The sequence below is a fragment of the Bartonella sp. MR63HLJHH genome (assembly GCF_042194155.1).
Classification (GTDB): domain Bacteria; phylum Pseudomonadota; class Alphaproteobacteria; order Rhizobiales; family Rhizobiaceae; genus Bartonella; species Bartonella grahamii.
Map to the genome: position 1 here is coordinate 15,587 of NZ_JBHIMN010000014.1, position 15,899 is coordinate 31,485.

General features: G+C 37.1%; 5 protein-coding genes and 2 pseudogenes. All 7 read left to right on the forward strand.

The genetic code is table 11. From position 1 onward, the window contains the following. The first annotated feature begins 710 nt into the window (after window positions 1-710). A complete protein-coding gene (locus tag ACFIKQ_RS08190) occupies window positions 711-3,581 on the forward strand; it encodes an autotransporter outer membrane beta-barrel domain-containing protein (RefSeq protein ID WP_375656238.1) in 2,871 nt (956 codons plus the stop codon). 444 nt (window positions 3,582-4,025) lie between these two features. Further along, window positions 4,026-7,145 (forward strand): autotransporter outer membrane beta-barrel domain-containing protein, encoded by a 3,120-nt coding sequence (locus ACFIKQ_RS08195; protein ID WP_375656239.1) that lies wholly within the window; start codon window positions 4,026-4,028, stop codon window positions 7,143-7,145. A 770-nt stretch (window positions 7,146-7,915) separates the two neighbouring features. Further along, window positions 7,916-8,458: a hypothetical protein gene (locus ACFIKQ_RS08200; RefSeq protein WP_375656240.1), complete on the forward strand. Its 543-nt coding sequence runs from the start codon at window positions 7,916-7,918 to the stop codon at window positions 8,456-8,458. Between the two features lie 478 nt (window positions 8,459-8,936). After that, a complete protein-coding gene (locus tag ACFIKQ_RS08205; protein ID WP_375644982.1) occupies window positions 8,937-9,218 on the forward strand; it encodes a hypothetical protein in 282 nt (93 codons plus the stop codon). Between the two features lie 504 nt (window positions 9,219-9,722). Continuing rightward, window positions 9,723-10,126, forward strand: a pseudogene (locus ACFIKQ_RS08210) (autotransporter outer membrane beta-barrel domain-containing protein); the annotation flags it as partial. Between the two features lie 168 nt (window positions 10,127-10,294). Further along, window positions 10,295-13,699, forward strand: coding sequence for an autotransporter outer membrane beta-barrel domain-containing protein (locus ACFIKQ_RS08215; RefSeq protein ID WP_375656241.1), 3,405 nt, complete (start codon window positions 10,295-10,297; stop codon window positions 13,697-13,699). Between the two features lie 152 nt (window positions 13,700-13,851). After that, window positions 13,852-15,899 (forward strand): annotated as a pseudogene (locus ACFIKQ_RS08220) (autotransporter outer membrane beta-barrel domain-containing protein); the annotation flags it as partial.

Sequence of the window (15,899 nt, forward strand, 5' to 3'; positions counted from 1 at the left end):
ATGAGGGCTATATCTGATGAACTTTATATTATATCCGCTGTTGTTGTGAAATGGGGATGGAAAAAATGAGAGTTATCTGAGAAAACTGATGAATGAGAAACATAATGACATATTGTTTTTGGAAAATGTGTTTTCTTTAAATGCATAAATAAAAAGATAAAGTCATGTGTCATCTTCACTTTTTAAAATATGGCTCTGAATGTTTTTGAATATTGTCAAGTTGAATTAAAAGGAGATAGTAAAAATAGGAACTGATTTTTACACGTTCCTACTCTTTATTAGGCTGTCTTGCCATGAAGATTGTCTAAAAAGGTATATGTAAACTCTTGTTTTTCAATTTTGGCATATGTTTTGTCTGCTTACAAAGTACATATTGTTTCAATATAACATCTCTATCGTAAGGACGTTTATTATGTCCGTTCTGGGGGGGGAGACAGCAGTTAAAGTAGGCGTTTTTGATGCATGTCAACCGATTAAGGCTATTTTTGAATAACAATTTTAAAGGTGATTTTTCTGTCGTTCTTCAGTTATATTTTTGCAATTTTTTTGTAAAAGCAAAAGATTTAGATTGTATTTTTGAGTAATTTTTTAATTCCATATTTACATAAAACACAAAAAATATTAACAATCTTCCTGTATTTAAATCAAAACGTATTAAATTTTGATACGTTATATGTTGATCTGTGGTGGGGCGAAATTATGGTGTAATTATGGTAAATCTATTTAAAAATCGTTTCTCCTTATGTACTTTTACAACAGCATGTCTTTTTTTTGCACACAATGTTGATGTTTTTGCACACAATGCTGAATCTCAAGTTTCCTCTGGAAAAAAGCAGTCTTCATGTGATCAGAATGCAGCATTTTATCAGTGTTCTGATGGTGGAGAGCACGCAATTAATAATAAAGTTTATTCACTAACGAATAAAAATATTAATGGTGTTTATGGAGCCATAGAGGCGTCTAAGAAAGGTACAATTATTGGAGGCAAGAATATAACTGTTAAGGGTATTTTGGATGAAAAGAATAATTCGGAAAAGATTTTTTGGAAATATGGAGTAAAGGCATCAGAACAGGCAAGAGTCTCTCTGAGCGATTCTACGTTGAGTGGCGTTTTAGTGGGGGTGGAAGCTCAAGGTGGCTCCCTCACAATATCTGGTGGATCAATTGATGCAATCAAAGTGGGGGCTGTTGCAGAAGGAAAATCTCAAAGTAGAGTTGATTTAACGAATACGCAAATTAGGCTAGGGAGTGTTGGGGTTAAAGCAGGAGAAAAAGGGTATTTTATTTTAGAGGGTGTTTCTATTACCGGCAAGGGGAGTACTGGCAAGGATGATCAAGGGCTGGATACAGGTCGTCAAGCAGCTTTTCACATATTTGAAGATGGTTATGTTGAGTTTATGAAAGGTTCTGTTGATGTTACTGATGCTCATGGGCTTTTATTGCAGGGAAATAAAGGTTCTCAGATTAATATTGGAGATTCCAATATTACAGTGAAAGGTAATGCATTTTATGGTATGCATTTTGAAGGTAAGGCAACATCAGGTGGTTCGTCAGATGGGGAATCATTGCGCGTTGATTTGAGAAAAACGCGTTTTGTCGTTCCAGATAGTATAGCTCTTTATAGCAGTCAATCTGGAAAGTCTAAAATATTTTTAAAGGAAACAAAGCTTTTTGGAGATTTGTTGCTGAAGGCTGATCGTCACTCTTCTATAAAGGTTGTTGCTGATGATTCTGCACTTGTCGGTCAAACTCAGGTTGATAATAGTTCTAAAGTTGACCTTAAATTGAAAAATAATTCACAGTGGGTTTTATTACAACCAAGACATAAAAAATTACAAAATCCTCATTATAGAGATGTTTCGTTTATTTCATCGGTAGATCTTTCTAATAGTTCTATTATTTTTAAAAAACCAAAGTCCAGTACTGATCATACATATCAAACGCTTCATATTGGAAAAGGAAAAGGTCTTGTTTATCAGGCTGGTAGTGGTTCTTGGGTTCATTTGAATGCATGTTTAAATCCTAGTGATACAAGTGGTAATCAGGTAACGGATCGGCTTCTCATTCATGGTGATGTTTGGGGAAAAACCATAGTCCATATACAAGGGGTTGCTGGAGGTTTAAAAGGAAAAAACGAAAAAGCGCATAGTGTTTCAATTATTCAAGTTTATGGAGATGCATCGTATGACTCTTTTCAACTGAATGGGAAGTATGTTGCATTGGATGGCGCGCCTTATAAATATGTTCTTCGTTCTTATGGACCAAAAGCTACTGGAGGGGAAGAGCATGTTAAACAGAAATTTGCTTTGAATGGAGGCGCATTTTGGAATTTTCGTTTAGAAAATGAATATGTTCAAACTACTGATTATAGAGAAACTCCTATGGTTTCTAAACGTACACCTCCTGCACGTGCTTCTTTTGAGGATATTATTCCAGAATCTTCTGAGGATGTTGTTCCAGAATCTTCTGGTGATGTTATTCCAGAATCTTCTGAGGATGTTGTTCCGGTGTCTTCTGCGGATGTTGTTCCGGTGTCTTCTGCGGGTGTTGTGTCAGCGTCTTCTGCAGATAGTCTTTCTAAAATTGAAAATGTTCCCTCATCTGGACGAGGTGTAAGATCTGTTGTTCCTCAGCTACCAACTTATCTCCTTTTGCCCAATAGTTTGTTCCACGCTGGTTTGATAGATATTAGCAATCAAAATAAGCAGCTGGAGACAGTACGGACTAATTTGGGTGGAATGTTGGAAATTCGTGAAAATCCTGCTTCATTTTTGCGTGGCTATGGTGGGAGTTATCGTTATGTTTCAGATTTATCTGCGCTTGAATATGGTTATGGAGGGGATCTAGGGTACTATGCGCTAGAGACAGGTGTTTTGCTACAAACTGTTGAAAATGTTGACAGTACTATATCCTTTGGGGTTATGGGGTCTTATGGAAAGCTTTCTCTACAGCCTCAAGATGTTGCACAAAGCCAAAAAAGTACATTTGATAAATGGACTGCTACAGTATATGGCAGTATGCAGCATGATGTAGGATTCTATGTTGATGGTCTTTTATCCTATGGTCTGTTTAAGGGAGATGTTCTGACAACTGCTCGGGGTAAGACTGCAACATTGAAGGGTAACCCTTTAAGTGTTTCCTTGATGAGTGGTCAGAAAATTGCCACAGGATATGAAGGTGTTGTTTTTGATCCACAGGTTCAGGTTGTTTATCAACATCTTCAATTTAATGAGGCTCGTGATATTGATAATTTTAATATTGAGATGGATAAACTGGATCAATTGGTGGTGCGTATGGGGGGGCGTTTGATGAAGACTCTGACTGCGTCTGAAAAAGATCGTGATGTTTCTTTCTATGGAAAGATTCATTTTTCCCATGATTTTGGCAAAGAAAGAGCTGTGCGCTTTAAAGATTCTTTCCAGTTAGGGGCTTTTGGTTCTTCTCTAGAGGCTGGATTAGGTCTTAATGCTCGCTTGTCTCAAAAAGTTGCGCTTCATGGCGACTTGGTTTATCAGCATAAATTGAGCAAAGGTGGTTTTTCTGGGATCAGTTTTTCTGGTGGGTTGCGCTATCGTTTTTAGGATGATCATCTTGGGGTAAGTTGTTTAAAAAGCCACAAGCATAGCTTGTGGTTTTTTATTATTTGTTTGCAACTTTTAAAATAAGCTTTTTTAAAAAATGTTTTTTGCATGAGCAAGTTTGTTTCTTTTTAGAAACGAGATAAGGCTTTCTAGTTTGCAGTTCTTGCTTCTTATGTTGTTTTTCTTCCTTTAGTGTATTTTTATTAAATTCTCTTGAAATCACCGCTTTGGGGTGGATTTTTTATTTTTATCTATATTTTTACGTGTTTTTATAAATAACACAATTTTAAATTGTAATATTTTGGGATTCTGGCTTTACATAAAACATTTAGTGGATATATAAAATACAAAACGTATTTTAAATTATCGCGCGTAACCAAAGTTATTAAACAGAACGCGTATTTTTTTGTTTTTAGAGAAGGGGAAGAAAGTTTGTAGAAAATTATGCTTAAAAATCATCTCTCTTTATGTCGTTTTACAACGGTTATTTTTTTCTTTGTATACAATGCTGATGCAGGTGAGATTCCTGCTGAGAAGAAGCCATATTCATGTAACGAAAGTGCCTCATTTTATCGCTGTAATGATGGTCAACCGCATGAAATTTCCCAGAAAACTTATCGACTTACGGGTGAAAGTTCTGATGCTGCCATAGAGGCATCAGGGGAAGATACAGTCATTGAGGGAGAGGCTATAATCATTAACGGTGTTTCGAATGCAAATGGCTATTCAGGAGCAAATGCTTGGACAACAGCTGTAAAGTCCTCAAATGGGGGAGGCGTTGCTCTATTTTATTCCATGTTAAACGATGTGTCGATAGGGGCCGATGTTAATGATGAGGGAGCTTTTGAGATGCAGGATGGGGTGATTAAAGCAACCAGAATGGGGATCAGTGTTGCTGGTAAAGGGTCGTTTGTTGCTTTGACCAAGACAGAGATTAAGACATCTTCTGATGCGATAGGTCTTTTGAGTTATAATGGTGCAAAAATTTATATGAAAGGAGGGAAAATTAACTTTGCTGATGGTATTGGTGTTCAAACAGGAGGAGAAGGAGAAATTAATTTAGATGGTGTTTCTATTACTGGGAGGGGGAAACAGGGGACAAATACAGATAATCATCGTGAAGCTTCTGCTTTTAGTATGCTTCAGGGGAAAGGCTCTCTTAATTTCCAGAAGGGAAACGTTAATGTTAGCAATGCTCATGGCATTATATTGCAGGGGAATGATAATAATGATGCTCATATCAAATATTCCAATATTTTTGTGAGAGGCAATGCATTTAATAGCATGCGCTTTTTTTGGGAAGCTGTCTTCAATGATAAAAAAACAATTATACCTGGAAAAGGGTCTGTCCATTTGACAAAGACAACTGTTATGGCTCTAGAAAGTACAGCTATTTATAGCCGCCAATTTGAAACTTCTGTTAAACTCTCACAACATTCAAAAATTTCTGGTGATTCACTCCTGAAAGCTGTTGAGCGTTCCAATGTAAAGATTGAGGCTGATACTTCTACCCTTGTAGGAGGCGCACATGTTGATGAAAGTTCTACAGCTAAGATAGAGTTAAAAAATGGTTCAAAGTGGATTTTATCGCGACCAAAAGTTGACAAATTGCACAACTCTGATGCTTCTAGTTCTAAGTTAGGGGACTATTCCTTCATTTCATCGGTCAATCTTACGGATAGTTCTCTTGTTTTTGAAGAACTAAAATCCAAAACGACAGATGGTTATCAGACACTTCTTATCGGAAAAGGGGCAGGGACTGTCTATCGTGCACAAGGCGATGCGCGTCTTTATCTTAATACATATTTGGATAAAGGAGGAGCTCTGCAAGAGCAAAAAACGGATAGGCTTTTAATCAATGGTGATCTTGAAGGAAAAACGACAGTCCATGTGTATAGTGTTCCTAGAAGCCCAGGGGCATTAACGGGAGATGGTGGTAATGATCAGGGGATTTCCATTATTCAGGTTTATGGAAAAGCCGCTGAAGATTCTTTTCAGTTAAATGGGGGGTATGTCACACTTGAAGCCTCTCCCTATCAGTATCATCTTAAGAGTTATGGTCCAAGCTCTGCTTTAGGGGCGGCAGATTCCAATCAAAGAGTGCTTAAAAATACTGGAACATTTTGGGATTTTCGCCTCGAAAGTCAATTTGTTGATTCTACTTCTCTCGATTCCACTAAAGTTTTTCCTGTTCTTGATTTGGTTGTCCCTCCTTCTTCTGATGATATTCCTTCTTTTCCTAAAATTCATCCTAATATGACTGGAGGTGAGGATGGTTCTATTGATTCTAATTCGAGGCAAAAACCTCAGGAGCCAAGTCTTTCTTCTTCTGTAGATTCTTCTGATAGGGACTTCCATCTTACTACCACACCTAATGTACCTGATGTTGTTGTGCTTGAGATCCCCAACCCTCCTTCCTCTCTTGCGCCTGTTGTTCCCGCTATTGCTGAATCTAAACCAGTTGTACCACCTGCATCTGGTTCATCTGTTCCGCCGCCTGTTTCTCGCCCCACTTCTGTTGTTGCCCCAGTTGCGTCTGGTTCACCTGTTCCGCCGCCTGTTTTTGAGCCTTCTTCTCATTTTGAACCAAATGTGAGAGTCATTGTTCCACAGGTTCTGACTTATATTCTTGTGCCAAATACCTTATTTTATGCTGGATTGATGGATATCAGTAATCAAAACAAGCAGTTGCAAGCGCTGCGAACTGTTTCTGGTCGGTTGTTGAAAAATGATGAAAATTCCGCTTTGTTTTTGCGCGGTTACGGTGGACATCATCATTATACTTCAAATTTATCTGCACTTAAATATGGTGATTATGGCGGTGAGCTTGATTATAATGCACTAGAGGCAAGTATTTTACTCAAGAAAATCGAAAGTGCATATAGTACGACATCCTTTGGAATTATGGGAAATTATGGCAAGCTTTCTTTGCAGCCTCGAAAGATTAAACAAAGTCAAGAAAGTATATTTGATAAATGGACAATCACAGCATATGGAAGCATGCAGCATGATACGGGTCTTTATATGGATGGTCTCTTCTCTTATGGTTTGTTTAATGGAAATGTTCTCACACTTGAGCGAGGTAAAACGACTGCATTGAGAGGTAAGCCTCTAAGTGTTTCCTTAACTGCTGGTAAAACGTTTATGATAGGCAGCCGATATTTTGTTTTTGAACCACAGGTTCAGTTTGTTTATCAAAATCTCCAGTTTCATAAGACTCGTGATATTGATAATTTTAATATTGATATGCGAAGCCCGGATCATTGGGGGATGCGTGTTGGTGGGTATTTAACGAAGACACTTACATTTACTAAAGATGCACATGTTCTTTCATTCTATGGTAAGCTTCATTTCATTCGTAGTTTTGATGATAAACAATTTGTGTATTTTAAAGATGCCTTCCAGCTTGGTTCTTTTGGGTCTTCTTTAGAAGCTGGATTTGGTGTTTTTTCGCAACTATCTCCAAAAATTATTTTTCATAGTGATCTGATTTATCAGCATAAATTTACGAATGCTGGCTTTTCTGGAACGCATTTTTCTGGTGGATTAAGCTATCATTTTTAATTGTATTTTTTTAATACATCCTTTGTTAAAATTATAAGCACAAAACATGGTTTTATTGTATTGTTTTTCTGATTTTTGATTTTCATATATAATATAAAGCAAATTATGTGGACGACATGTAATAAGAATAATTAGTGCATGAACCAGATCGGTCTTTTCGGTTTTTTATAAAGATAAAATAAAGAAAGTTTAGACTAAATTATGATTAAAGTATTAAAATGCCATGTGTGTGTGTGTTCTCTTACGACCTCTATTTTTTTCTTCGCGTACAATATAGATGCGAGTGCAGAAGATTATAAACCTTCATATAATTCTTTTTTTTAATCGTATTCGTGTGATACAGTTGATGCTGCTCGTACTTTTGAAAGTCGTGATAAGTTATATATGAGTGGATTGGATAAGAGAACTACAGATGTTATTTTTACAATACAATCTCATAACATAGTTATTAAGCCGGAAAAAAGTAAAGGGGAAAAAGGCGTTTCAGGAACTGGTTGAATTTTAGAATTAAATAGATCTGAGAAGATTACATCAGCAGTGATTGTGTCAAAAGATAATAAAACTTCTTTTAAAAAGAGTTTTATTATAGGGAATGGCGAAAAGAAAAGTGATAGAAATACCACGTTACCTCAATCTGTGGTTGGCGTGAAGCAGGGCGGTTTTTTTCCTTTGATGAAGGTAAGATTCAGGTTTCTGATGTTCATGGTATAGCGGTTGAAAGTGCCGAGCCTGTTTTTAAGGAAAGATCATATGAGTTGCAGGATGGTCTTATGTCTGGGATTTTTTTTGAAAACACAGAGATCCTTATTAAAGGACAAGGGGTTCACGGTTTGTATTTTAGAGGAGCTCCTTCGCAATATGAATATCAAGAGGGAGAGCTTCTTACAAGTTTAGGTGAATTTCGGTTTAAAAAGACTGCTCTTCATATTCCCTATGGTAGGGCTATTTATATTAACGATGCTAGGAGGTATTCTTATATTACGATATTAGAGGATTCGCGTATTTTTGCTGATCGGTTATTAGATGTCAAAAATAATTCATTTGTCGCGCTTGATGCCTATGCGTCTTTTCTTGCAGGAGGAGCACATATTGAGAAAGGTTCTTATGGTAGTGTTGCGTTATTCAATCGATCTCAATGGACTGTAAGAGCAAATAAAAATGCGCTTAAAAATAATCATAAAAAAGTTCTATATTTTGTAGATTCATTTCTTTCATTGGTAAGGCTTATTGATAGTTCTATTTTTTTCAGAAAACCAAGAAATGATTTTTTTAGACACTTCGTATTAGGAGATTGGATGATGATCGTGGTTTAGATTATGCTTACGTTGCAGGGGGGACGCACGTTTATATGTTAGTGCACATCTTGCTGCAAATGGTAAAAGCAAGGGAATAAAAGCTGATAAACTTCTTAATCTATGGTGATGTTTATGGAAAAACTAAGATGCATATTGTCTATGTTTTAGTGGCTTCAAAAAAATAAAGAACCATAGCAAAGGTAAGCAAAAAGACGATAAAAAGATAGTCTCAGTGTTTCAATTGTTCAGGTTTATGGAAAGGTTGCGGAGGATGCCTTTAAACTGGCAACAGATTATGTTGCTTTAAGAGGAGCGCCTTATCGATATAGTGTTTTCGTGCTAATGGTCCAAATTCTTCTTATAGATAGGTAAAAGGTGGGAATGAATCCGTTAAAGAGAAAAATATTGAGTATAATGGAAATTTTGGAATTATCGACTTGAAGTTGAATATGTTCAGAAACTTTCTCATCTGCGTCATATTCGGTTGGAAAATGATGTGTCTCGTTCTTTAAGCACTTATACTCATCATAATAATGTTTTCGCTGATCATGATGCTTTTGTTCTTTATTCTGAAGAGGGCGTTAAAGCGGTGGTCCCGCAAGTTTCAACATATCTGTCGATGCCCCATGCTTTGTTTCAGGTTGGTTTGATGGATATGAACAATCACAAAAAACAGCTGGAAACATTGCGTATCGCTGCTGGGGCTTTAGGGGAAAATGGTAAAAAATCTCGCACTTTTTGCGCGAGGCTACGGTGGAAGTTATCATTATGTTTCTGACCACCTGAGCTTCAATATGGCTATGGCGGAAATTTGAATTATAACGCTATAGAGGCAAGCGTCTTGCTCAATGCGATTGAGGATATACATCACACTTTGAGCTTTAGAATAATGGGAAATGATGGAAAAAATCTCTACAACCTCAAGATCTTGAAGAAAGTAAAAAAGTATATTTGATAAATGGTCTATTACAGCATATGGCAGCATGCAGCATGATACAGGCTTTTGTATAGATGTCCTTTTTTCCTATGGTTTATTTAAGGGGGATGTTCTCATGCAAGCAAGAGGCAAGACAACAACATTGAAGAGGAACACCTTTGAATGCTTCATTTGATTGCGGGTAAGTCATTTATGACAAGACATAAAGGGGATAGTTCGTTTTTGCCTTTCTCTATTTTTTCATAAGCCTTTTTTTCATGACCGAAGGTCATGTCGTTAATTTAAATGTCTTCAGATTCTTCCGAACACTCATATTTGTTACAATTACAATTATAGTTAGGGGTTATTTTTGATCCGCAGGTTTAGGTTATTTATCAAAAGGTGCGGTTATAAGGCGTCTGATATTGATGGTTTTGATATTGAAATGGAAAACTTGATCTGTGGGTGATGCGTGTTGGTGGGTCTTTAAGAAAGATGCTTTCTGTCTCTGAAGAGGGCATTGTTGTTTCTTTCAATGGCAAGCTTCATCTTGCCAATAGTTTTGGAGGAAAACAACGTGTACAATTTGGAGATGAATTCCAATGAGGGGCTTTTGGTTTTTCTCTAGAAACTGGAGTTGGGTTGAATACTCTGTTGTCCTCACATTTTGCATTGCATGGAGATGTAACTTATCAACATCGTCTTAGCAAATTAGCAAAGCTGGTTTTTCAGAAACCATTTTTTCAGGCGGTTTACACTGTCATTTCTAGCTATACATAAACTATATAGTAACTTATATATAAGTATATATTGTTATATTAAGTATTAAAAGTAGCTCTTTAGTTTTATATTTATTGTATTTTAAGAATTCCGTTAGTTTAAATATAGATATTATTCTTAAATGAATAAAAATAGGGGAATAGGAGTCGGGAAGAGTTATGTTTTATGTATTTAAAAGACATGTGTTTTTGTGTAACTTTACAACAGCTATTCTTTATTTTTTTCAGGTTACTTATGTTAGTGCTGCAGGATCTTCAAGTGAGGCAGGAGAGGCATTTTATAAATGCGATGATAGAAAAACACACTTTCTCGCAGATAAAGTTTATTACTTAAAAAATTCTCAGGAGGCTGCGCCTATTGCAGCTATATATGTAGAAAAAGCTGGCACTGTTGTTAATGCCTCTCAGATAACAGTTTATGGCGATAATTCAGATAAAATATCTGCCTATGGGGCGTATGTAAGAAATGGTGGAAAACTTAATCTAACAGCTGCAGATTTTAAGGACATACCTGCTCTTCGTGCTCAAAATGCAGTTATTAGCATGACAGTAGGGGAAATTAAAGGGGCTTCACATGCTATTTATGCATGGGGGAAAGAAACGGATATTTCTTTAGAGAGTGTGAATATCGATATTGAACCAGATAATTTGAAGGTAAAAGGGATCGGTATTATGAGTGGTTTTGATGCAATGGTTAGAATGTCAGAAGGTACCGTTAATTTTAATCAGATTGGCTCATTTTCAACTCGGTTTGGGGGGTGCTATATTCTTGATACTATGTGTATTACGGGGCAAGGAAGGAGGGAGGAAGCTAGAACAGATGGTGATGGCGCTATGGGGGTATTGCCTGAAGCTTTTGAGGTTTTTCAAGGGGGTGATGTTCATTTGAAAAAAAATGTTATTCATCTTAACAATATGCATGGATTCTTGATTAAAAATTTTTCAGGTTATGTAGACGATAATGGCAAATTAATTCAAAAGTATGTTTCACCAGATGGCTTTAAGAATACAAGTATTAAGATAGAAAAAAATAATATTTCTGTGAAAGGGGATGGAGTACATGGTTTGTATTTTAATGTTTTAGCTCCAGAAGAGCTTGCTAAGATGATTAGGCAACGAGATGATGAAAAAGTTTTAGAAATCCAAAAAGTTCTCACGGGGAAGGCATTTGTTTATTTATCACAGACAAATATGACAGTTCCAGATGGTATTGCGATTTATGCGAAGGGGAATAGAGGCTATGGGGCTGAAGGTATTCTTGAATTATCTGATGAAACAAAGATTTCTGGTGATTTGTTGCTAAAAGCTAAAAATAACTCTTCTCTATTGGTGAAAGCAAGTGCTTCTTCTCTTACAGGAGGTACGCGTGTTGACGATAAATCAACTATTGATTTAGAGTTAACCCACTATTCAACATGGTATCTTACTAAAAGTAAATACAACGGTTTACGGGAATCTGTTTCATCACTTTCTTCTCTAAGTCTTTCCAATAGTACACTGATCTTTAATGATGAAGATATATCGAATGGTTATCAAACGCTACGCATTGGAAAAAGGGCGGATATAGACGCAGGAGATAGAATTCTCGCATCAAAAGATAAAAAAGTCTACAGTGCTGAGGGAAATGCTCAGATTAAGTTGAGTGCATTTTTGAGTGATGAGGGTTTGTTTGATCCCCAAAAAACCGATCGTATATTGATTTCTGGTGATGTCTCGGGAACGACATTCATTCATGTGCGAAATTTTCCGAAAGCTGCAAATAAAGAAGTCTATGATGGAAGAGATCAAAGCATTTCACTTATTCAAGTTGCTGGAACAGCGCAGGCAGGTTCTTTTCAACTCGCCAATGGTTATGATAGTTATACTACAGTGAAAGGCTTTCCTTATCAATATCGTATTCGTGGTTATGGTCCGAATTCGCCCTTTGGAAAAGCGGATATTAAGCAAAGATTAGTGGAAGGTGAGGGGGATTTTTGGGATTTCCGTCTTGAAGGTATCTATATTTCTTCTAGAATAGGTACTTATAATGGTCCACTTATTAAACCGGCTTCGTTTTCATTATCTCGTCCTTTAGATTCTCCGCCCCCCAATCCACTTCCTACGTCATTGACATCTGCCACAGCTTCTTCTTCTACATCTTCTGATCCTGTTGATCCTCCCCCTCCGCCCCCCAATCCACTTCCTACGTCATTGATATCTGCCACAGCTTCTTCTTCTACATCTTCTGATCCTGTTGATCTTCCCCCTCCGCCCTCCAATCCACTTCCTACGTCATTGACATCTGCCACAGCTTCTTCTTCTACATCTTCTGATCCTGTTGATCCTCCCCCTCCGCCCCCCAATCCACTTCCTACGTCATTGACATCTGCCACAGCTTCTTCTTCTACATCTTCTGATCCTGTTGATCTTCCACTTTCTCCCCCCGATCCACTTCCTACCTTGTTGATGTCTGACTCGCCTTCTGTTTCGGAATCTCCTTCATCTGCAGATTCTGTTTCTCCTGCTCCTATTGAACCAAAGCCTTCTACATCTTCTGATCCTGTTGATCCTTCGTCTAATCTTCCTGTGTCGCTTGATGTTCAGTCTAATCTCCAAATTAGAGCTGTTGTTCCTCAATTGCCAACTTATCTTCTTTTGCCAAATACCTTATTTCATGCTGGTTTATTGGATATGACCACGCAAAATAAGACGGTAGAGACAATGCGGAATGCTATTCATTCCTCTTGGAAGGATGATGAAAAGACAGCCTTTTTTCTGCATGCTTATGGTGGTAGTCATCATTATGCTTCCAATTTATCTGCTTTTGAATATGGCTATGGCGCTGAGCTGAATTATAGTGCACTCGAAGCAGGTGTTTTGTTAAACGAGATTGAGAGTTTATACAGTCGTACATTCTTTGGGGCTTTGGGGAACTATGGAAATCTTTTTCTAAACCCACAGGATGTTGAACAGAGCAAAAAGAGTCCATTTGATAAATGGTCTGTTGGAGCCTATGGAAGTTTACAGCATGATACGGGTTTTTATATCGATGGAGTATTATCGTATGGATTTTTTAAGGGAGATGTTTTGACACTAGCACGGGGCAAGGTTGTGGCGTTAAAGGGTAAACAGTTTAGCGGTTCTTTAACCAGTGGCAGAATGTTTGCAACAGGGTATAAAGGTGTTATTTTTGATCCGCAGATTCAGGTTGTTTATCAGCATCTTCAGTTTAATCCGGCACATGATGTTGATAATATTGAGGTTGATTTAGGAAAATTTCATCAATGGGTGGGGCGTGTTGGTGGGCGTTTAAGCAAGACACTTAATGTTTCTGAAGAGGGACGTGTCATTTCTTTTTATAGTAAGCTTTCTTATTTGCATAGTTTTGAAGATAAGCAATTTGTTTCTTTTAAAAATGATTTCCAATTAGGTGATTTTGGTTCTTCTTTAGAAGCGGGGCTTGGTTTTAATGCCAAATTATCTTCGAAATTTGTACTTCATGGAGATATAAATTATCAGCATAGACTGACAAAAGCAGGGTTTTCTGGAATGAGCTTTTCTGGTAGATTACAATATCATTTTTAGTTATCCATGAAATATAGAATAATTTATATATAAGTATATAAGTGTTATATTAATAATTAAGTTAACTATTTATCGTATATTTATTTTATTTTAAGAAGTTTGTAATATACATTATTTGATTGTTCTTCGTTAATAAATAGGGGTAAGGAAGAATGGTGATAAATGTATTTTACAAACATGCATTTTTATATAATTTTACAACAGCTATTATTTATTTTTTGCAAATTTCCCATCTTGAAGCTGCTGGAAGTTTATGTGATCCAGAGGCTCCATTTTATAAATGCGATGATAGAAAAACACACTTTCTCGCAGATAAAGTTTATTACTTAAAAAATTCTCAGGAGGCTGCGCCTATTGCAGCTATATATGTAGCAAAGCAAGGCACAATTGTTAATGCGTCTCGTATAACTGTTACGGGTGATAATCCAGATGAAATATCTCAATATGGTGCATTCGTACAAGATAGCGGAAAGCTTATTCTAAGGGATTCAAACTTTAAGGATATCCCCGGTCTTCGTGTTCTAAATGGAGTTATTCAGATGAATGACGGGAAGATTGAGGGAACTTCGCACGCTATTTATGCATCGGGGAAAGAGACGGATGTTATTTTAGTTAGTGTCAATGTTGAGATTAAACCAGACAATTTGAATGCAAAGGGTATAGGGATTGTAAGTGGTCTTAATGCATTTGTTAGGATGTCAGGTAGCACTGTTACTTTTAATGAGATTGGCGCGTTTTCAACAAAGTTTGGGGGGAGATATCTTCTCGATACCATGACGATTGAGGGAAAAGGAAAAAAATACACTGCTATAGTTGATAATGAAAGTGTCGATAAATTACCAGAGGCTTTTGACATATTGCAAGGTGGGGATGTTCATTTGAGGAGTAGTTCTATTGTGCTTAATGATATGCATGGCTTTTTGGTTAAAAATTTTTCAGCTTTTGTAAATAGTAGAGGCCAGCCTATTCATAATTATGATCTATCAGACGCTTTTAAGAAGACAAATATTGAGATTGAGAGCTCAAATATTTCTGTGCAGGGAAAGGGAGTTTATGGTCTGTATTTTAATCTATTAGATCCAAACACAGTGGCAGAATATTATGGACAAAAAGGTGTTTCAAAAGAGCCAAGAATCACTATGGGAGAGGCATCTGTTCGTTTAAAACAGACAACTTTCACAGTTCCAGATGGTACAGCTATTTATGTTACTGGGCAGGGCGGTTATGGAGCCAGTGTTTCTCTTGATTTATCAGAAGCAACAAAGATCTCTGGTGATTTGTTATTAAAAGCTGAAAAGAACTCTTCTATATCTATTAAAGCAAGCGCTTCTTCCCTTACAGGGGGTGCGCACGTTGAAGATACTTCTACTGCTAGATTAGAATTAACGCGTGGTTCTACTTGGTATCTCACAAAAAGCAAATATAAAGGTTTGCAGGGTTCTGTTTTTACAGATTCATCACTTTCATCTGTGAGTCTTTCTGATAGTACATTTATTTTCAATCGGGATGTATCCAGCGGTTATCAAACATTGCGTATCGGGAATGAACGATACAAGGAGGCATACAATGCGGAGGGTAATGTTCAGATTAAGCTCAGTACGTTTTTGAATGATGATGGTTTGTTTGATTCTCAAAAAACCGATCGTATTTTGATCGATGGAGATGTTTCCGGCGCTACATTGCTCGTGATGGAAAATTTTTCCAAAACTTCAGAAAAGGAAGTAAGCAGTGAAGGAAGCAACAGTATTTCACTTATCCAAGTTTCTGGATATGCGCGTGAAGATTCTTTTAAACTAATGGGCGATTATACTGCAATAAATGGTTTGCCTTATCAATATCGTCTTCGTGCTTATGGACCAAGTTCTTCTTTTGGAAAAGCAGATCCTATGAATAGATTAGTTGCAGGAGATCGGGACTTTTGGGATTTTCGTCTCGAGGGTATTTATATTAGTCCTAAAAAAGATTCTTCTACGATTTTACCTATTCCACCTTCACCTTCTGCGCCGGTAGATCCTACACCTACAGACCCTGTTCTCACTCCATTACCTACACCTATTACACCAACACCTGCTCCGTCTGCGCCCTCTGATCCAAGTGATCCTATACCTACAGATCCTTCATCATCTTCTTCTGTGCCTATTACACCAACACCTGCTCCGTCAGCGCCCTCTGATCCAAGTGATCCTACACCTGCAGATCC

Coding starts and splice junctions, on each gene's coding strand:
- ACFIKQ_RS08190 (WP_375656238.1), top strand. CDS start 711: ATGGTAAATCTATTTAAAAATCGTTTCTCCTTATGTACTTTTACAACA.
- ACFIKQ_RS08195 (WP_375656239.1), top strand. CDS start 4,026: ATGCTTAAAAATCATCTCTCTTTATGTCGTTTTACAACGGTTATTTTT.
- ACFIKQ_RS08200 (WP_375656240.1), top strand. CDS start 7,916: ATGTCTGGGATTTTTTTTGAAAACACAGAGATCCTTATTAAAGGACAA.
- ACFIKQ_RS08215 (WP_375656241.1), top strand. CDS start 10,295: ATGTTTTATGTATTTAAAAGACATGTGTTTTTGTGTAACTTTACAACA.